Source organism: Rossellomorea sp. y25, assembly GCF_038049935.1.
Lineage (GTDB): Bacteria > Bacillota > Bacilli > Bacillales > Bacillaceae_B > Rossellomorea.
In genome coordinates this window covers 4,126,214-4,145,850 of sequence record NZ_CP145886.1, presented here as the reverse complement: position 1 = coordinate 4,145,850, position 19,637 = coordinate 4,126,214, and the positions used below count along the sequence as shown (strand labels likewise).

Annotated in this window: 12 protein-coding genes; 8 read left to right on the top strand and 4 right to left on the bottom strand. The window is 43.9% G+C overall.

What is annotated here, in order from left to right:
• The first annotated feature begins 88 nt into the window (after window positions 1-88).
• The 7 genes from AAEM60_RS20755 (at window position 89) to AAEM60_RS20725 (ending at window position 13,712) form a co-directional block, all read left to right on the top strand.
• On the top strand, window positions 89-1,300 hold the full coding sequence (locus AAEM60_RS20755; RefSeq protein ID WP_341357016.1) for a M20 family metallopeptidase: 1,212 nt from the start codon (window positions 89-91) through the stop codon (window positions 1,298-1,300).
• Complete coding sequence (locus AAEM60_RS20750) at window positions 1,287-2,609, top strand: amidohydrolase (RefSeq protein ID WP_341357015.1); 1,323 nt, start codon at window positions 1,287-1,289, stop codon at window positions 2,607-2,609. The genes AAEM60_RS20755 and AAEM60_RS20750 overlap by 14 nt, the downstream gene beginning before the upstream one ends.
• A complete protein-coding gene (locus tag AAEM60_RS20745; protein ID WP_299742855.1) occupies window positions 2,606-3,838 on the top strand; it encodes a M20 family metallo-hydrolase in 1,233 nt (410 codons plus the stop codon). The genes AAEM60_RS20750 and AAEM60_RS20745 overlap by 4 nt, the downstream gene beginning before the upstream one ends.
• Before the next feature lie 6 nt (window positions 3,839-3,844).
• On the top strand, window positions 3,845-5,152 hold the full coding sequence (locus AAEM60_RS20740) for a hypothetical protein (protein ID WP_341358030.1): 1,308 nt from the start codon (window positions 3,845-3,847) through the stop codon (window positions 5,150-5,152).
• Between the two features lie 193 nt (window positions 5,153-5,345).
• Entirely contained in the window at window positions 5,346-6,875 is a 1,530-nt protein-coding gene (locus tag AAEM60_RS20735) for an AbgT family transporter (protein WP_341357014.1), read from the top strand.
• A 239-nt stretch (window positions 6,876-7,114) separates the two neighbouring features.
• Window positions 7,115-11,086: a cell wall-binding repeat-containing protein gene (locus AAEM60_RS20730; protein WP_341357013.1), complete on the top strand. Its 3,972-nt coding sequence runs from the start codon at window positions 7,115-7,117 to the stop codon at window positions 11,084-11,086.
• A gap of 172 nt (window positions 11,087-11,258) precedes the next feature.
• Window positions 11,259-13,712, top strand: coding sequence for a cell wall-binding repeat-containing protein (locus AAEM60_RS20725; RefSeq protein WP_341357012.1), 2,454 nt, complete (start codon window positions 11,259-11,261; stop codon window positions 13,710-13,712).
• 214 nt (window positions 13,713-13,926) lie between these two features.
• Here the strand turns inward: AAEM60_RS20725 and AAEM60_RS20720 are convergent, their stop codons facing one another.
• Window positions 13,927-14,661, bottom strand: coding sequence for a PIG-L family deacetylase (locus AAEM60_RS20720; protein WP_341357011.1), 735 nt, complete (start codon window positions 14,659-14,661; stop codon window positions 13,927-13,929).
• Between the two features lie 120 nt (window positions 14,662-14,781).
• Here AAEM60_RS20720 and AAEM60_RS20715 point away from each other — a divergent pair, with 120 nt between their 5' ends.
• A complete protein-coding gene (locus tag AAEM60_RS20715; protein WP_299742870.1) occupies window positions 14,782-15,927 on the top strand; it encodes a heparan-alpha-glucosaminide N-acetyltransferase domain-containing protein in 1,146 nt (381 codons plus the stop codon).
• 42 nt (window positions 15,928-15,969) lie between these two features.
• On the opposite strand, the gene AAEM60_RS20710 is transcribed toward AAEM60_RS20715, so the two are convergent.
• The 3 genes from AAEM60_RS20710 to AAEM60_RS20700 all read right to left on the bottom strand — a co-directional run bounded on the left by AAEM60_RS20710 (window position 15,970) and on the right by AAEM60_RS20700 (window position 19,557).
• The gene (locus AAEM60_RS20710) at window positions 15,970-16,527 is read right to left on the bottom strand and encodes a hypothetical protein (protein WP_341357010.1); all 558 of its coding nucleotides are present in this window, start codon (window positions 16,525-16,527) and stop codon (window positions 15,970-15,972) included.
• Window positions 16,528-16,651: 124 nt separating this feature from the next.
• Window positions 16,652-18,052, bottom strand: coding sequence for a cell wall-binding repeat-containing protein (locus AAEM60_RS20705; RefSeq protein WP_341357009.1), 1,401 nt, complete (start codon window positions 18,050-18,052; stop codon window positions 16,652-16,654).
• Between the two features lie 128 nt (window positions 18,053-18,180).
• Window positions 18,181-19,557 carry a cell wall-binding repeat-containing protein gene (locus tag AAEM60_RS20700; RefSeq protein ID WP_341357008.1) on the bottom strand — a complete coding sequence of 459 codons (1,377 nt, stop codon included), beginning with the start codon at window positions 19,555-19,557 and terminating at the stop codon, window positions 18,181-18,183.
• Window positions 19,558-19,637: the final 80 nt, after the last annotated feature.

Below are 19,637 nucleotides of genomic sequence, written 5' to 3'. Positions count from 1 at the left end.
TTCCAAGTTTTTATCGAATATATGCATTAACGGTATTATTAAGGAACTTTTCCTTAAATAATCATTCGACAGAAAAAGGAGATTTTTCATGAAGTTAAAGCAGCTTGTCCAATCAGTAGAAAAGGAAGTTATTGAATTACGCAGACACTTTCATCAGCATCCAGAGATGAGCGGTGAGGAGTTTGAAACATCGAAAACGATTCAGGTGAGATTGGCAGAAGCAGGTATCCCTTTTAAAACGGGCTATGCCAAAACAGGAGTGCTTGGCATCATTAAAGGAGTAAAGCCAGGAGGCACGGTTGCACTGAGAGCAGATATCGATGCTCTGCCAATTCAGGAGGAAAATGACCTTTCTTACAAATCCGGCACTCACAACAAAATGCATGCCTGCGGTCACGATGCTCATACCGCCATGCTGGTGGGTACAGGGAAAGTGTTGAATCAGATGAAATCGGAAATGGCAGGAACGATCCTTCTTGTCTTCCAGCCGGCGGAAGAAAATGCTCCTGTTGGAGGATCACGGCAAATGATGGACGATGGCTTATTTGATGAATATAAGCCTGATGTCATTTTCGGACAGCATGTGTGGCCGGATCTGCCTGTCGGGGAAGTCGGCGTGCTGCCTCATGAAATCATGGGAGCTTCGGACCGCTTTAAGATTACGGTTAATGGATCTGGCGGACATGCGAGCATGCCCCATCAATCGAATGATGCCATCATTATTGCCAACAACCTCATTACCCAGCTTCAAACGATCGTGAGCAGAAATACGGATCCCCTTGATTCTGCCGTCCTCACCATCGGAAAAATCGAGGGAGGTTACCGCTATAATGTCATTGCGGATGAAGTATCCTTAGAGGGAACCATCCGGACCTTCAAACCGGAAGTGAAAGATATGGTGAAGAATCGTTTCCACTCTATCATTGAAGGAGTGGGAAAAAGTTTCGATGCTCAAATGACGATTGATTATTTAGATGGGTACCCTGCAACAGTCAATTCACCACAATGGGCAGAAGAAGTGAGAGGCGCTGCACAAAAAGTTCTTGGAGAAAATTCCACCCCAGTGGTTTCCCCGTCTCTTGGAGGAGAGGATTTCTCTCGTTTTCTTAAAGAATATCCCGGTGCCTTCTACTGGCTGGGAACATCTGTGAAGGAAACAGAAACCCAATATCCCCTCCATGACCCGCGTTTTAAAATAAATGAAAGTGCTTTAGTAAAAGGGGTCGAAGTGATGGCTCAACTTGCACTGGATACCTTGAAAAAGCTTGAAAAAGGAGTCTTGAAAGATGAGAACTGTTGAACATTTTATCAATGAACTATCACCGACACTCACTGCGTTCAGACGAACCTTTCATCAGAAGCCCGAACTTGGATTCACTGAATATGTCACCACTTATCTAATCGGAAAAGAATTAATCAACCTTGGCTTCACGATTCACCTTGGAAAAGATGCATTGGATTCCAGCGAACGAATCGGGATTCCCTCACCAAAATATTTAGCCAAACAAGAAGAACGGGCCATAAAGGAAGGCGTGGAAAAGAGCTGGATAGACAAAATGAAAGGCGGTCATACAGGATTGGCTGCCACATTTGATACAGGAAAGCCTGGTCCTCATATGGCATTCCGATTCGATATCGATGCTCTACCCATCAAAGAATCGGATGATCCGCAACACCACCTTCCGACTAGAGAAGGCTTTCGTTCACAATATGAAGGGGTCATGCATGCCTGTGGTCATGACGGTCACGCTGCTATCGGTCTGGGTGTGGCAAACTTCCTCTCGCTTTACATAGATCAGCTTTCTGGAAGGTTCACCCTTCTCTTCCAGCCAGCTGAAGAAGGTGGACGGGGAGCCAAAGCTATGGTGAAAAAAGGTTGGCTGGAGAATGTCGATTATTTTGCAAGCGGTCATATCGGCATACGGGATACAAAGCTTGGGCGAGTGTATGCTACAACTCATTCATTTCTCGCTTCCTCCAAAATCAACGTCACTTATAAAGGAAAAGCGGCCCACGCAGGTCTCGAGCCTGAAAAAGGGAAGAATGCTTTATTGGCAGCTGCTGCAGCAACTCTTCACCTTTACAATATCCCGCGCCATTCTGACGGGGCGACCAGGGTCAATGTCGGGAGGCTTCAAGGGGGAGCAGGCAGAAACATCATTGCCGATGAAGCTCACCTTGAAATGGAAACAAGAGGGGAAACGACTGCCATCAATCAGTACATGCAGAAAGAAGCCCTGCGGATCCTTCAAGCATCGGGAGACCTTTATGGGGTGGAAACCGGAATCGATGTGGTGGGAGAGACGGTTGAAGCAGCATGTAACCCTGAATGGATTCAGTGGTTAAAGGATATGGGCGAGGAAAGTCCATTTATATCCGATATCCATGATGGTTTACCTTTAAAGGCATCAGAGGATGTTACTTATATGATGAATGAGGTGCAAAGTCAGGGGGGCAAAGCAACCTTCATGGTATTCGGAACCGGATTGAAAAACGGACATCATCATCATCAATTTGATTTTGAAGAAGGAGTATTAAAAGTGGCTGTGGATGCCTTCGCGCGTCTTATTCTCAAATTATCTCACCACAAAGAGGAGGTTACGAGTTGAAAGAATGGTTAAGTACAACTCTAGAAGCTTTAAATCTTGTTGAAACGATGGAACAGCCCAATGGATTTACGAGATTGGGTTATTCCGAGGAAGAGACTGCTTCCATGAATGTGTTTCGGGACGTTGCAGAAACGTTAGGGTTATCCGTTATAAGAGATCAGGCAGGAAACCTTTTTGCCAGGTGGGAAGGGGCCACCGGTCAAGTTGTCATGACCGGATCTCATCTTGATACGGTTGAAAACGGAGGAGGTTATGACGGGGCAGCCGGTGTCCTATGTGGACTGGGAGCCGTGAAAGCATTAAAAGACGGTGGTTTCGAACCCCATCACTCCATTGAAGTGGCCTGTTTTGCTTCAGAAGAGTCAGCGCGTTTCGGCGTATCTACCCTGGGAAGTAAGAGTGTGGCAGGAATTCTTGATAAATCAGTAGAAAGCGTCAGGGACCGCCATGGGGTCAACATTAAAGAAGCGGTAGAATCAACGGGCTTAGACTGGTCATCCATTGAAAAAGCTGAACGATCAAAAGAGGAAATCCTCTCATTCATCGAACTGCATATTGAACAAGGGACCCAAATCGAAGATCATGACGCTCAATTCGGAATTGTCCGGGGTGTAGCCTGTCCGATCCGCTTGAAGGTAAAGGTCGAAGGGATGGCGGGTCACACAGGAACGACTCCAATGGGGAAACGGGCGGACGCTCTAGTGGCTCTCGCTCCACTTATTCCCTTCGTTTCTCAAGAAGCGGAAAAGCTATCAAAGCAGTCCCGGAAACCACTTGTAGCAACCGTCAGCACGATGAACGTAAAACCGAACGTCATGAATGTCATCCCGGGTCATACAGAAGCGGGAATCGATATCCGTTCCGTCGACGATGACCTAAAGCGTACAATGGCCGATAAAATAATAGAAAAGTGCCGAAGCTTAGAGGGTGAATTTAATGTTACAATCAACATAGAAACTCTTGTAGATAATCCTTCTATTCTATTAGATGAAGAGCTGACAGCCAGAGTCAAACGAGCCGGGGAAACGCTGGGGTACAAAACGTTTGAAATGGACAGCGGGGCAGGGCATGATGTCATGAATATGGCAGCGAAATGGCCTTCCGCTTTAGTATTCATCCCCTGTGAAAAAGGGATCAGCCATCATCCAAAGGAACATAGCTCGTTAGAAGACATGTATGCAGGAGTCGAGATTCTAGCTGAAGTATTGCGGCAAGAAGCAGGTGAATGATAGTTGATGATAAAAATTGGTGTCATCGGCCCTGATGATTCGATTCAGCGGATCAATCATGTGGCCGCTCATTTTGACAATATCGAACTTATGAATTTTCCTTATCACGGGGTGAATGAGATAGAAGAGATTCTTGAGAAGAACCGCGGTCTAGTAGATCAATGGTTCTTTTCGGGACAATCCCCCTTCTACTTTGCGCTTGAAAAAGGATGGATCACGGAAAAGGAAGGGAGCTTTCCGCCCTTACATGGATCCAGTTTCTTTGGAGCATTATTAGAAGCGCAAATGAAAGAAAAGACTCTATTAAATAAAATTAGTATAGATACAATTTCAAAAGAGGAAATTGAAACCGCGGTTCAATTTCACTCCTTTGATCAACTGGAAATCGCAACCTATCCATATGAAGGATACCGGAGTGCTGATGAGCTGGTAGACTATCACCGTTCACTCTATGAAAAAGGAGAAATTGAAACGGCGATCACGTGTATTCAAAGTGTTCAGAAGCAACTCACTGAAGCAGGCATTCCTTGTTACCGAGTCGTACCGACGAATTTATCCATCCGGATGATTTTGCAGTATTTATTAGAGAGGGCACAATCGAGAAAATATCAAAAATCCCAAATTGCCATCGTTGGAATCGAAGTCATCTATTCGACCCAGACATTGGACGAGTCCCATTTTTCTTATAAAATGAAGCATCAAGAGCTGGATCTGAAACGCAATCTTCTTGATATCGCCCAAAAGATCAATGGGTCCATGGTTCAATTAGGGGACGGATTATTCTTCGTTTATACAACAAGAGGGGAACTCGATCTTCATGAGAAGGAGTCTGTTTTCACTACTTTGATTCAGGAAGTGAAGGCACATACAGATCTGGATATCCGTGTGGGGTTAGGGTTTGGTGTGACCGTATTGGAAGCTGAGCATCATGTCCGTCTTGCTTTTCAACATGCGAGAAAGCACGAATCTTCCATCGTCATAAGTGTCAATGAAGACAAGACGGTAACGGAAATTCTTCCATCGTCAGAGTCCATTACATACGCTCTCAACAACTTGGGCAATGAATGGAAGGAAGTCTTTAAAGAGGCCTCGGTCAGTTCTGCCATCGTCTCAAAAATCCTTTCTCTTTCCCGCCATTACGACAAAGCGGAAATCACATCCCAAGACCTTTCCCGCTGGCTGAAAAGCACCGAACGGAACGGGCGCAGAATTCTCACTGAAATGGAACGGATCGGGATTGTGGAAATCAGCGGCGAAGAACAAAGCGGCGGAAGAGGAAGACCAAGGAAGTTATATCGCTTTCAACTTAAATAACTGTATCTTAAAATCCCTTTCTCTATCTATGAGTAGGGGATTTTTTATATTCGCCGAGTCAGTAATCCGTAAATTTAAAATTTTCTCATAAATATTAAAAAATAAAGAGGATTTATACAATCGATATCGAAATACTTATTAACGGAAGTAAAAAGGAATTATTCCTTAAAACATTATTTGAAGGAGTGACCTCATGACAAATCCCAATTTAGAGCCGAATTCACCTAAAAAGGAGAAGGGATATCTTCGAATTTTAGGTGGAATCGAAAAGGTAGGGAATAAACTCCCTGACCCATTCATGTTGTTTGTGTACTTATCTTTCTTTATTATCTTGTTTTCCTGGTTCATTTCAAGTCTGGGTGTGACGGTGATTCACCCGAAAAACGGAGAAGAGTTAGCCATCAAGAGCCTCGTATCCGGAGAAGGTCTCCAATACATCCTGACCTCCATGCTCGATAACTTTACCGGCTTCGCTCCACTCGGCCTGGTATTAGCGATGATGCTTGGGATCGGTTTGGCCGAAAAGGTTGGACTCCTTGAGACAGCGATCAAGAAAACGGTGTTGAACGCTCCGAAAGGATTGATTACATACGCTGTTATTATGGTAGGGATCATGGGGAACCTGGCGTCAGACGCAGCCTTCGTTATCATTCCTCCACTTGCCGCCATGATTTTCTATACGGTGGGAAGACATCCTCTGGCGGGACTCGCTGCCGGATTCTCCGGAGTAGGGGCAGGATTTACGGCAAACTTTATCATTACCGGTACCGATGCGTTACTAGCCGGGATATCAACCGAAGCTGCCAAAGCATTTGAAGTGACGGTCACACCGGTGGATAACTGGTACTTCATGATTGCTTCTGTTGTCCTTCTTACAGCTGTAGGAGCTTTTGTCACAGAAAAAATTGTTGAACCCCGTTTAGGGACATATAAAGGGAAAGTAGATAAAACCTTAGAAGAAGAAAGTCTATTAGAAGGAAAAGGACTCCGAAATGCAACCCTGGCAGGATTAGCATTCATCGTCCTGTTAGTCGTTTCGATTGCCTGGCCGAACTCTCCGATGAGAAATGAAGATGGGGGACTTATTCCGTCTACCTTCTTATCCGGGATCATTCCCATCACGCTATTCTTCTTTATCGTGATCGGTGTTGTTTACGGGGTGACGGTGAAGAAGATTCAGTCGTCAAGGGACGTACCTAAGTATATGACAGAAGCCATGAAAGACATGGGGGGTTATATCGTATTAATCTTTGCAGCCGCGCAATTTATCGCTTACTTTGATTGGACAAATCTAGGGACTTGGGTAGCGGTCAGCGGAGCGAATTTCCTCGAATCGATCAATATGACGGGGCTCGCAGCCATCATCGGATTTGTCCTGTTGACAGCATTATTGAATCTATTGATCTTTAGTGGCTCCGCTCAATGGGCATTGGAAGCACCGATCTTTATCCCGATGTTTGCGACACTTGGGTATAACCCGGCGTTTGTACAAGCCGCCTATCGTATTGCGGATTCATCCACAAACATCATCACACCGATGAACCCGTATATCATCGTGATCCTTGCTTTTATGAAGGAGTATGATAAGAAAGCGGGACTCGGAACCTTGATCTCACTAATGCTTCCTTATACGATTGCTTTCTTATCTGTATGGATTGTATTACTCCTGACTTTTGCGATATTAGGCATTCCATTTGGTCCAGGGGTAGGAGTCTATCTGTAAAAGCGGAATTATTACCATTTAACTAGAAAATAATCATAAGCCCGGTTCGGGAGCTGTTAATTCGCTCCCGAACCGGGCTTTGTCAATTTTTATAGTTCGAATTTACTTAATAGTAATGTAAGCGTTAACAAATTTCAGTTAATTTACCCTATTTTTACACTATTATGACAAATCCTGTTGTATACTGGTAGATGGTGGCGAATCTACCACTTTACTAAACTACGAACAGGGGGAAGAAAATGAACGGAAAAACAATGAAGCGTCAATTGTTAAGTGTAACAGTTGCCTCCAGTATGGCCTTAAGCTTGTTTGCGCCTCCTCTATCTCAGCACGTATCTGCTGCAGATGAGGCATTTCAGGACTTAATCATTTCTGAATATATCGAAGGATCCAGTTACAATAAAGCAATTGAACTTTATAACGGTACTGGTGAAGCAATTGATTTATCGACTTACTCCTTAGAATTACATACAAATGGTGCAACAACCACGGATAAGACCTTTCCTTTATCAGGCACTCTCAATGCAGGGGAAACCTTGGTGCTTGCTCACAAACAGGCAGATCCAGCCATCCTTGAAAAAGCGGATATTCAAGACAGCTTCATCATCAATTTCAATGGAAATGATCCCATTACCTTAAAGAAAAACGGGACTGTGATTGATTCGATCGGACAAGTTGGCTCAGAAGCCTCCTTCGCAAGTGACGTCTCCATCGTCCGTAAGGATTCCGTGATGACAGGGGATATAGATGTAACCGATGCATTTGATCCATCTGCAGAATGGACGAATTTAGGCAAAGATGTATTCAGTGATCTTGGAACACATCTATCAGATGAACCGGCTCCTGAACCGACACCAGTCGAACTATCCACCATCGCTGAAGCTCGCACTGCCCCTAAAGGCACGGTTGTTAAAGTACAAGGTATTGCGACAGCATCTTTTGAAGCAGGCGGACAGACGAACCTATTCATCCAGGATGGAACAGCCGGTGTCATCGTCCGTGCCAGCGGTCTTACTGCTGAGCCAGGGGACGAAGTAGTAGCTGAAGGAAAACTTAGCGATTATTATGGAATGCAGCAAATCGAAGCGACTGCTTCTAACGTTGAAATTACAGAAGTAGACAAGGGAGTTCCTTCACCAGCCTCTCTTATCTCTACAGACCTTTCAGCTGAAAATGGTGAAGATCACGAAGGAATGTTTGTTGAATTTACGAATGTGACAGTGGAATCAAAAGACAGCAACGGTAATTTCACTGCAACAGACAGCTCCGGGGAGTTCGTCATCAAACCAACTGATAGTACGATGCTTGAAGTTGGCAAAACGTACGACATTCTACGTGGCGTGGTTGATTATAACTTTGACGAATATAAACTAGTCCCGCGTAATACGTCAGATGTCATTGAAACAGCCTTCTCTGTAACCGCTGATCCAGCTTCAGGATCTGTTGTAGAAGGAACGAAGGTTACACTTCAAACGGCATCTGAAGGTGGAGCCATTCATTACACATTGGATGGAACTGATCCGACAGATTCCAGTCCAGAATATACAACACCGATCGAACTTACTGCTGATGTAACGGTTAAAGCAGTTGTTGTAAAAGAGGGCAACACAAGCGATGTTTCCACTTTTACTTACAAAATCCTTAAATCAGCTGATGGTTTAAGCATTCATGATATTCAAGGAGATTCCCATACCTCTCCTTACGAAAATATGACCGTCTCTAACGTTCAAGGAATAGTGACAGCGAAGGCAGGTTCCAATGCATTTTATATGCAGGAAGAGACCCCGGACGATAGTCTGGCGACTTCTGAAGGAATTTATGTTTATGCAAAGGGCAATTCTGTCAAAGTCGGAGACAAAGTAAATGTGGCAGGTCAGGTAAAAGAGTGGAGAGAAGATGGCTACGCTGATGCCAAAGACCTTCTGACAACTCAAATCACGGCATCGGCCGTTACAGTAGAATCTTCAGGCAACACTGTGCCTGCAGCTATCGTGATGGGGGAAGACCGAGTACCACCGACTGAAATCATTGAAGATGATGAAATGACCTCATTCGATCCCGAAACAGATGGCCTGGACTTTTATGAAAGTCTTGAAGGGATGCTGATTGAAATCCCTGATGCCACGATTACAGGTCCGGTAAAATATGATGAACTTCCTGTAGTAGTGAATACAAGCGAAGATCAACTTCGCACAAGAGCAGGGGGAGTATTGATATCTCCTGAAGATTATAACCCTGAGCGCATGCTGATCGACGTGGACGGCATGAATATCAATGTGAAAACAGGTGATATGCTGGATGGTTCCGTTATTGGAAACGTAAGCTATGATTATAGCAACTTTAAGATCCGTCCAACAGGAACTTTCCCTACAGTAGTTGATGGGGGAACAGCACAGGAAGTAACGTCGATCACTCCTGAAGAAGAAGATCTAACGATTGCTTCTTATAATATTGAAAACTTCTATGCTGGAATTGAAGAAAGCAAAGTAGAAAAGATTGCTGATTCAATCGTTTCGAATATGAAAACGCCGGATATCATTGGCCTGGTCGAGGTTCAAGATAATAATGGACCAACAGATGATGGTACGACAGATGCAAGTGCGTCCTATCAGACAATCATCAAGGCCATTGAGGAAGCTGGCGGACCTACTTATGAATTCACCGATATCGCTCCTGTTGATAAAACAGATGGCGGGCAGCCTGGTGGAAACATCCGTGTAGGTTTCATCTACAACCCTGAGCGTGTCCAATTAACAGAAAAAGAAGCCGGGGATGCGGTGACTTCCGTGGGTGTTGATGAAAATGGACTTACTCATAACCCGGGACGCATCGATCCAACAAACGAAGCATTTGACGATTCCCGTAAAGCCCTTGCAGCTGAATTCATGTTTAACGGTGAAAAAGTCATCGTCGTAGCAAACCACTTTAACTCCAAAGGTGGAGACGGAGCTTTATTCGGTGCAGATCATCCGGTTGTGCTTGGTAGTGAGGTACAGCGACTGAAACAAGCCGAGGTACTAAATGACTTTGTGAATGATGTGAACGAAAAGGTCGAAGATGCAAATGTTGTGGTTCTTGGTGACCTTAACGACTTCGAATTTTCTGCTCCAATCAATACTCTCGAAGGGGACATCTTGACCAATATGATGGAAAAGCTCCCTGTAGAGGAACGCTACACGTATATTTATCAAGGGAACTCTCAAGTTCTTGATCATATTCTAGTGACGAATAATCTGGCAAAGTCAACGATGATCGATAGTATCAACATCAACTCTGATTTTAGTGAAGAAGATGGACGTGCGAGTGACCATGATCCTGTCCTGGCTAAGATTCAGTTTGAAAATAAGGTAGAACGTATTTCTGGTGACGATCGTTACCAAACGGCCATTGAGATTTCTAAAAAAGGCTGGGAGTCCACTGACACAGTGGTCATTGCCAGAGGCGATAAATTCCCTGATGCCCTTGCAGGAGCTCCACTTGCATACAAACATGATGCACCGATCTTATTGACACAGCAAGGCAGTTTGAACGCTGAAGTACAAGATGAAATCAAGCGTTTAGGTGCGAAGAAAGCGATCATCCTTGGTGGTGAAGGTGCGGTATCCAAGTATGTTCAATATCAGCTTAAAGGATTAGGTTTGAAAACAGACCGTATTTCAGGTGACGATCGATTTGAAACAGCGGCCAATATCGCTGCTAAATTGGATGGGGATCCCGAAAAGGCGATCGTGGCAAATGCCTATCAATTCGCTGATGCCCTTTCTGTTGCTTCTTATGCAGCACAGAATGGATATCCGATTGTACTATCTGCTCAAGACAAATTGTCAAAAGCCTCAAATAAAGTATTAATAGAAATTGATGAAAAAATCGTCGTTGGTGGCGAAAATGCGATCAGCACTGAAATTTTCGACAGCTTTGAAGAAGCGACTCGCTATAGTGGCTTGAACCGTTACGAAACATCAGCCGAAATTGCGAAACATTTAACTCCTCAAACTAACAATGCGATTGTGGCAACAGGGACTAATTTTGCCGATGCACTGGCAGGTTCGGTCCTTGCAGCAAAAGAGGGTGCTGAAATCCTCCTTGTGAAGAAAGAGGAAGTACCAGAGGATATTATGGAAGCAATTGATATGGATGATATTTCTAACTTTCGTGTTATTGGTGGGGAAAATGCCGTTAGTGAAGAAGTTGTGAAGCAACTAAAGAAATAGATTGTAGAAAAAGGCAGGGGGGATACCTCCCCTGCCCTGATATGTAAAAAGAACCAGATTTGTTTTAATATTTAGTAAAATAATCACATTTTGCCATAAAATTACTATATAATGGGTTTTGTGGATGAAGTTCCGACAAAAACCTACATAAGAAAGGGAAGGGATTAACCAAATGAATATTAAAAAACCTTTATACGGTGTATTATCAACTGCAGCTCTGGCTGCTGCGATTTTTGCATTAACCCCTGCAACTTCAGCTTCAGCAGAAGGGGAAGAGTTTGATTTAACGATCATGCATACCAACGATACCCATGCTCATGTTGAAGGCTATCCCCGTTTAGTAACAGCAGTAAACGAGCTGCGCACTGAAAAAGCGAACTCTTTACTGGTAGACGCCGGTGACGTATTCTCGGGTACCCTTTACTTCCGTCAATATCTTGGACAAGCGGACCTACATTTTATGAACGAGCTTGGCTACGATGCCATGACTCTTGGTAATCATGAATTCGATAAAGATTCTAAAACCCTTGCAGACTTCATTAAAAATATGAATTTCCCGATGGTGTCATCAAATGTTACTGTTACAGGTGATACGGATTTGGAGCCCCTTTTCAAAAATGAAATCGGACAACCAGGTGACGGCGGCAACGTCTACCCTGCCATGATCAAAGAAGTAGACGGAGAGAAAGTGGGAATCTACGGATTAACGACTCCAGATACAGAATTCATCGCTAATCCGGGAGAAAATGTTGTCTTTGAAGATGCTGTTGAAAAATCGAAGGCCACGATCGCGATGCTTAAAGAAAAAGGCGTCAACAAAATCATCGCCCTTTCTCACCTTGGATATTCAAATGACTTAGAATTGGCTGAAAAAGTGGATGGACTTGATATCATCGTAGGTGGTCATTCCCATACGGTCCTTGACGAGCCTGTAGTCATTGACAAAGAAGAACCGACATTGATTGTTCAAGCTGGTGAATACTTGAACCTGCTTGGATTATTGGATGTAACCTTCGATGATGAAGGTGTCGTAACAAGCCATAACGGAGAAGTGCTGGACCTTGAAGGTTATGAACAAGATGCTGAGGCTCTTGCGAAGGTAGAAGAGTTCAAAAAGCCTCTTGATGATATGAAGAAAGAAGTGGTTGGAAACACAGAGGTAGCTCTTGATGGAGAACGTGCCGATGTACGCCGGAAAGAAACAAACCTAGGAAACTTGATTGCTGACGGTATGGTTGCGAAAGCAAATGAATTCGTGGAAACCTATATCGGCCTTCAAAACGGTGGGGGAATCCGTGCGTCAATCGATGCAGGTGAAATCACTCTTGGAGAAGTTCTGACGACGATGCCATTCGGAAACAATCTTGTGACACTTGACCTAACCGGCGAAGAAATCGTAGCTGCCCTTGAGCACAGTGTGAAGAGAGTAGAAGGAGAAGACGCACCGGGTGAATTCCTTCAAGTATCCGGCATTAACTATAAGTATGATGTGACCAAACCTGCCGGAGAACGTGTGTGGCATGTAGAAGTCATGACTGAGGACGGGTTTGAAGAAATTGACTTAGACATGATGTACTCTGTCGCTACTAACGCGTTCACTGCCGATGGCGGAGACGGGTATACAATGTTCAAGGACGCGAAAGAAGAAGGACGAATGACAGAATTATTCGTTGTCGATTTCGAGGTGTTCACTTCTTACCTTGAAAAGAACAACCCTGTTTCCCCGGAGGTTGAAGATCGAATCGTTCAAGAAGAAGCACCAGAAGTGACACGCCTGACTGGTAATACTCGTTATGAGACAGCCGTTGAAATTTCGAAAGAAGGTTGGGAATCGGCGGATACAGTGATCCTTGCCCGCGGAGATTCGTTCCCTGATGCCCTTGCAGGAGCTCCTCTTGCATACAAACATGATGCACCGATCCTGTTAACGGAAAAAGGTACATTAAATGCAGCAGCAAAAGCAGAAATCAAGCGCCTTGGTGCTAAGAATGTCATTATTCTTGGTGGAAAAGGGGCTGTAAGTAACTATGTGAAGTATCAGCTTGAAGGAATGGGTCTGGATGTAGACCGTATTGGCGGAGATGATCGCTGGGAAACAGCCGTGAACATCGCAGCGAGTCTTGGGGGATCCCCGGAGAAAGCAGTAGTGGCAAACGGTAAAAACTTCCCTGATGCCCTTGCCATCGCTTCTTATGCAGCGAGCAATGGATACCCGATCTTGTTAACGGATTCTGATATACTTCCAACTGAAACAAAGAAAGCTTTAAAAGGAATCGACAGTACGATTGTAGTCGGTGGAGAAGCTGTAGTAAGCAAGGACGTGATGAAATCACTTCCTGAAGCGACTCGTTACTTCGGTCAAGATCGTTACGGCACAGCAGCAGAGATCGCGACTGAACTTAATCCATCAACTAAGGTATACTTAGCGACTGGAAAGAATTTTGCCGATGCATTGGCAGGTTCTGTCCTTGCAGCTAAAGAAAATGCTTCTATGCTTCTAGTACAGCCTAATGATCTTCCGGATGTCACTTCTGATGCCATTGAAGAGATGAAAGCGAAGGATTTCCAAATTCTTGGCGGAGAGAATGCTGTAAGTGAGACTGTGGTAGAAAAATTAATGAAATAATTTTTAATAAAGAGAAAAGCCATTGAATTCTTTTGATGGCTTTTTCTTATTTAATATGATTTAAAAAAAGCCCTGGATGATCAAGGCTAGAGTGATTAGGTGTCTGGAGGATTACCATAAATTTTATTCATAATTTGTTCTTCTCAAACATTGGGTGGCAGGAACCCACAAGAAATGTAAAGAAGGAAGGAACTTATGATCAAAGTTGTTCTTCCTACCTATGCCAACGACTCTCCCCATACTTCCCAGCGTCCACAAAATAAGACTTCACCGAGGTATACCCAATCCGATAAAATCCTTCATCAGGCTTCCAAATCCGATAAGCATCCAAACTGTTCTTATACTCATCACTAAGATCATCAGGCACAGGATAAGTGTCGTCATACTCCAAATTCTCAAATTCTTGAACCGGGAGATAGTAAAGTGCCGATTGAATGGTCCCGTCCTCAACCAGTTTTTTTAAGGCTGCTCCTGATGCGGCATGGTCTCTGTGAGGGTCATGATAGGATAAGGCATGATGTCTTGCTTCAGGATAGCGTTTGTTCATTTCCTTCATGATCGTCATGACTTCATCTTCTTTGATATCTCCATCGGAAAGGTCATATACGAAAACATTCTCTGGTTTGACTCCCAATTCTTCAACGGACTTCTTAAATTCCTTTACCCGTGAGTCACCGAACTCTTCCTTTGAAATGGGTGGCAGATTCTTTTCTTGTAAGTTCTCATTGACTTTGTTGATTGACTGGCTGGCTTCACCATGTGAGAGGAGCACCACGGCTACTTCATTTCCCTTGTCGATTTGACGCAGGATGGAAGGACCTAAACTGAGTGTTTCGTCGTCCGCGTGTGGTGCATAAAAGACAGAGGTTTCAGGTTCTTTTTCAAAAAGGGTACAGGCGCTTAGTAACGTGAATAATAATAAAATGAGAGATAGATAGACAACTCGCATGTGGACCTCCAAGTGAGAAAAATAGTTAAATCTTTACTAATTGATTCTATCAAAGTTTTAGGGGCTGGTGTATACTTTCATAGTAGGAAAGTATAGAACGTGAATTGAAAGGAACGGAGTATGGAACAAGTTCAACCAACAGAGAAACAGGTACAAGTGAAAAAGAAAAAAAGAGTGTATTCCCTCGATATGCTGAGAGGGATTATTGTAGCATTATCCGTGTTTTTGAGTACGATTCCTTATGGGAAGGTGGACTATCCCTATTTCCGTCATGCGGAATGGTATGGGGTCACGTTGATTGATATCATTTTACCTACGTTCATCACCATTTTTGGTGTGAGTATGGCGATTGCCTATCAGCGCGGGGTGAAATGGGAGAAGATTTTAAAGAGGACCGTTCGCTTGATCGTGTACGGCATCATTTTTACGATCATTGTGGAATGGACGTTGGATTTCCCGACGATTCGACTGACCGGTGTACTACAGATGTTTGCACTTCTGGGAATTGTGACAGTAGCGATCACCAAGTTTGTGCAATCTCCTTTGAAGTTGATGATGATTGCCTTGTTGGTGTCATCGGTATATGGGGGGCTGATCCTCTATACAGGTCAATCCTGCGAAGGCGGATTGCCTCAGCCGGAATGTAATCCTTCTCACGCAATTGATACCGCAGTCTTCGGCGAAAAGCATTTATACCATCATGGGGAGCGTGGCTATGACCCTGAAGGACTGGTCACCAGTTTGTCCGCCTTATCAAATGTCCTTTTCGGATATGCCTTTGGACGATTGATCCTGACCCGTAAAGAGACGGGGGCATGGCGGGAACTATTGGGGTTAGGTGTTCTATTGATTGCCGCCTCTCTCGTTTGGGATCATTTCCTCCCATATAACAAACGCTTATGGACGCCAGCGTTTGCTCTATTGGCAGCAGGATTCGCAGCTGGTATGCTATCGATTCTTTATCTGATTTTTGATAAACGAAAAGGAGATGCCAAAGAGACAGCGCTGAAGCCGGTAGTTTGGTTTCTGGAAGCCTATGGCCGCAACAGCTTTTTAATCTATTTCGGTAAATTCATGCTCGGTTCCGTGCTGATCCATCTTTCGGTGACAGATGATGGCATTGAAAAATCGTTGTCCAGAGTGATAAATGAATGGGTGGCAACGTTTGCCCCTCATCCGCAGCTGGCTTACGGCTTATTGAACCTGATTTTCTGGACAGTCGTTGCCTTTGTCTGTCATAAAAAGAAGTGGTATTTGAAAGTATAAAAGAAAGAAGGTCCGTCCCTTACTCTGAGGGACGGACCTATTCTATTTCTGGTTCAAAGTCTTTTCAAATATAAGGCTGGCATAGGTTCTTGTGTATTTCAGAATGGTTTCTCCAACCTCTTCAGCCGGAAAATCAAATAAAGGTTGGAACAGCTCTTTATTGCTCTCTGTACCGAATGCGTCGACAAAACGGTACGTTAATCGAAGTTCGGTGAAGGTTGTCGTAAAGTAAATTTCCAACTGGGTGACGATGTCATTATCGGATTCTTCACTTTCAACCCGTTTGAGATAAAGGGAGACCAGTCCTTCCATGTCATTTTCAATGCGTGCATGTGCGCGATTCATAAGCTGCGAAACGCCATCCAGGTTAGGGAATTTTTCATTTAACAGAAGTGGCTGAAGAATTCCATGAAGAGCTTTGGTTGATTCAACATGTAATACAATGGCCCTCACCAAATGTTTTGTGTATTCTTCCTCTGTTGAAGAGCTTTTCATCGTTTGAAGTAATTGATTATTTACCTCTTCACGAAGCTCGTCCTTATCAAGGTGTATGACCAGTTTTTTATAAATGGTTGCGACGGATTGTGTGAGAGACTCCATGGGTAGTATGCCTTCTTTCTTATGTAAGGTTTGGAATATGCTACTATTTTACCATCAATATACAGAAAATTCTATATATTCTATGTAAAAAAACGCGTTCTGAATAGAACGCGTTTTCTGCGGATTATTGGTTGCCTTCCAGGACTGCCCAAATGTCCTTCTCTACATTAGGTTGAATGGCTTTCATTCCGCCAAGGATCTTAACATCATAAGTGTGATCGATCATCAGATCTTTGATTGCTGGATGTAATCTGTCCGGGGGAGTCAATAATAAAGGCTCACCTTTATATGCTGCAAGGGAGGAGCCTGTTAACGCATCGGCAAATTGAGTCCCGGTTGCAAAGAACACAGAACCAGTATGGACATTGAACTTCTGAATGATGCTTGCATTCGTTTCATACCGGTTCACACCGTAAATTCTTGTTGGATGGTTTAATTTTGTCAGGACTGACTGGCTGATGACACCTGTTCCCCCAATGACGTAGTTTTCCTTATATGTGTTCGCTTGAGCAAGGGTAGAAGCAGGGATTGTGTCCTTCTCAGATAACAGAATCGGATAGCCCTCTTGTGCAGCTATCGAAGCAATGGAAAGGGCATCAGGGTAGTTCTTTCCACTCACGACAACCGCTGCATCATGGTTGGGAAGAGACTTAGAAATGGCAACAGCTGTTTCATAACGATCTTTTCCGCTGATACGGGTAACAGAAACCCCTAAATCCTCAATCTCTTCCACTACGTTATCAGATATCACGCCTGGTCCGCCCAGGATGGTTACCTTTTTGACATCCAATTCTTCCATTCCCTTTTCAACTGAAGGATGCAGGGTATGTTTGGAGGTTAATAGAATAGGAGCATCCTTATGGTAAGCCAGTGGTGCTCCGGCCAGGGCATCAGGGTAATTGGCTCCTGTAGCCAATATCATTTCATCACTACCGGATCCCCAACCCTGCAATGCAACTTGAAGAGCCGTTTCATATCGATCCGCACCGTAGATCCGTTCTACATTAGGCTGGAAATAGAACTGGGAGACCATCAACACATATTCTTTATCCACTCCTAAATCACTTTTATTCTTAACAGATACGAAGTAAGTACCAGGCGTAGAAGGGTAAAGGGCCCCATATCCATTTTCTTCATGAACAAAGAATTCGTTTGGTTCAACGGCATTTTTGTGCTCATCATATAAGGTGATTTCCAATGGGATACTGGTCGTTTCCTGCCAAAACCAGCCGTATAAATACAACGGGATGTCGGAATCTAACTCTACTTTATACAGGTCGACATCCTCTGCTGGAAGCGTTCCTTTTACATATGTCGGCTTGACAAGGTCACCTGCTGCGATATCATTTGCAGCTTCAAACGTATTATTTGGTTCTTCTTCTGTTAATAATTCTTCCTCTTCATCACCTAAAAGCTCCACTTTTTGTTGTAGTGTAGCTGCCGGATTTTCTGCGAATGCAGACGCACTAAATAAGCTGGATGCCAATAAGGTAGATCCAACCGAAGTAATAAACCACTTTTTCATTTTTTCCCCCCATTTTGATATTCTCTCTATTTTTGTGAAATCTTGTATAATACCATTTTATCACAATGATTTTCACTATTTCAGTGAAACATGAAAAAAACGCGCTCCACTAAAGAGCGCGTTCAGTATTATTCGTTTCCTTCAATAATCGACCAGATGTCTTCCGCTACCTTCGGTTGGATCGCTTTCTCTCCACCAAGGATCGTCACACCGAATGTGTAATCCATCATCAGGTCTCTGATCTCAGGATGTAACTCATTTGGAGTGGTAAGCAACAAAGGCTCTCCCCAGTTGGCTGCAAGAACGGAACCTGTTAACGCATCGGCGAAATGAGTGCCGGTCGCAACGAAGACGAAGGTAGTAGGAACGTTAAAGTCACGGATGATATTTGCATTCGTTTCATAGCGATTTGCACCTGCAATCCTCATCGGATCGTTAAGCTTCTTGGTAACTGTATTACTGATGACGCCGGTCCCGCCGATAACATAGTTCATCTCGTATGTTTTCGCCTGTGTCAGCGTTGTTGCCGGGATGCTTTCTTTGTCAGATAGTAGAATAGGATATCCGTATTGTGCAGCGATGGATGCAATGGATAGGGCATCTGGATAATTCTTTCCGCTGACGACTACGGCTGCGTCATTGTTTGGCAGCTTTTTAGAGATGGCCACTGCAGTCTCATAACGATCTTTACCGCTTATGCGTGTAACAGATACATCCAGTGCCCTTAATTCCTGAACAACTTTATCAGAAATGACACCTGGCCCTCCAAGGATCGTCACCTTATTGACACCCAATTCATAAATGGCTTCCTCGACTGATGGGTGAAGGGAACCCTTCGTAGTTAATAGAATAGGAGCGTCTTTATGGTACGCAAGCGGTGCGCCGGCCAATGCGTCCGGGAAATTGCTTCCTGTAGCAAGGATGATTTCGTCTGTTCCGTATCCCCAGCCTTGTAAAGCGATTTCAAGAGCGGTTTCATAGCGGTCTGCACCGAATATTCTGTCTACATAAGGCTCAATTGTGAATTGAGACGGGAACACTACATACTCTTCACCAGTTGCGAGATTCTTTTTATCCTTTACAGACATATAATAGGTGCCTGGGGTAACAGTGTAATCGGCCATAAATCCATCTGTCACATCTGAGCTGATTTCATTTGCTTCTATAACATTCTTGTTTTCATCGTATAGAGTAATATCTAATAGAATCCCAGGGTTTTCCTCCCATGATCCTCCGTATATAACCAATGGATCTTCATTGTCCACTTGAATCTTATACATATCGACATCATCTTTCGTGAATGTCCCTTTTACGGCATCCTCAAGAAGAACTTCATTGGAATTCGTAAACGTATTATTCGGCTCTTCTTCAACGAAGAAGCCCTCGCGATCGTAGCCTAAAAGCTCCATCTTTTCTTGAGAAGGACTTTCCGCTAATACAGATGTGCTGAATACACTTGATGCAAGTAGTGCTGAACCAACTGAAGCAAGGAACCACTTTTTCATCTTTCTTTCCCCCGATAGTAATAATCTTGTTTTTTGCTGATGTCCTTGGCAATCCCGTACCAATCTTTCATAACATCTAG

Excerpts from the sequence above, each read along its gene's own strand:
- AAEM60_RS20720 (WP_341357011.1), bottom strand. The coding sequence starts at position 14,661 with ATGCGAGTTGTCTATCTATCTCTCATTTTATTATTATTCACGTTACTA.
- AAEM60_RS20725 (WP_341357012.1), top strand. The coding sequence starts at position 11,259 with ATGAATATTAAAAAACCTTTATACGGTGTATTATCAACTGCAGCTCTG.
- AAEM60_RS20740 (WP_341358030.1), top strand. The coding sequence starts at position 3,845 with ATGATAAAAATTGGTGTCATCGGCCCTGATGATTCGATTCAGCGGATC.
- AAEM60_RS20735 (WP_341357014.1), top strand. The coding sequence starts at position 5,346 with ATGACAAATCCCAATTTAGAGCCGAATTCACCTAAAAAGGAGAAGGGA.
- AAEM60_RS20710 (WP_341357010.1), bottom strand. The coding sequence starts at position 16,527 with ATGGAGTCTCTCACACAATCCGTCGCAACCATTTATAAAAAACTGGTC.
- AAEM60_RS20715 (WP_299742870.1), top strand. The coding sequence starts at position 14,782 with ATGGAACAAGTTCAACCAACAGAGAAACAGGTACAAGTGAAAAAGAAA.
- AAEM60_RS20730 (WP_341357013.1), top strand. The coding sequence starts at position 7,115 with ATGAACGGAAAAACAATGAAGCGTCAATTGTTAAGTGTAACAGTTGCC.
- AAEM60_RS20700 (WP_341357008.1), bottom strand. The coding sequence starts at position 19,557 with ATGAAAAAGTGGTTCCTTGCTTCAGTTGGTTCAGCACTACTTGCATCA.
- AAEM60_RS20705 (WP_341357009.1), bottom strand. The coding sequence starts at position 18,052 with ATGAAAAAGTGGTTTATTACTTCGGTTGGATCTACCTTATTGGCATCC.
- AAEM60_RS20750 (WP_341357015.1), top strand. The coding sequence starts at position 1,287 with ATGAGAACTGTTGAACATTTTATCAATGAACTATCACCGACACTCACT.
- AAEM60_RS20755 (WP_341357016.1), top strand. The coding sequence starts at position 89 with ATGAAGTTAAAGCAGCTTGTCCAATCAGTAGAAAAGGAAGTTATTGAA.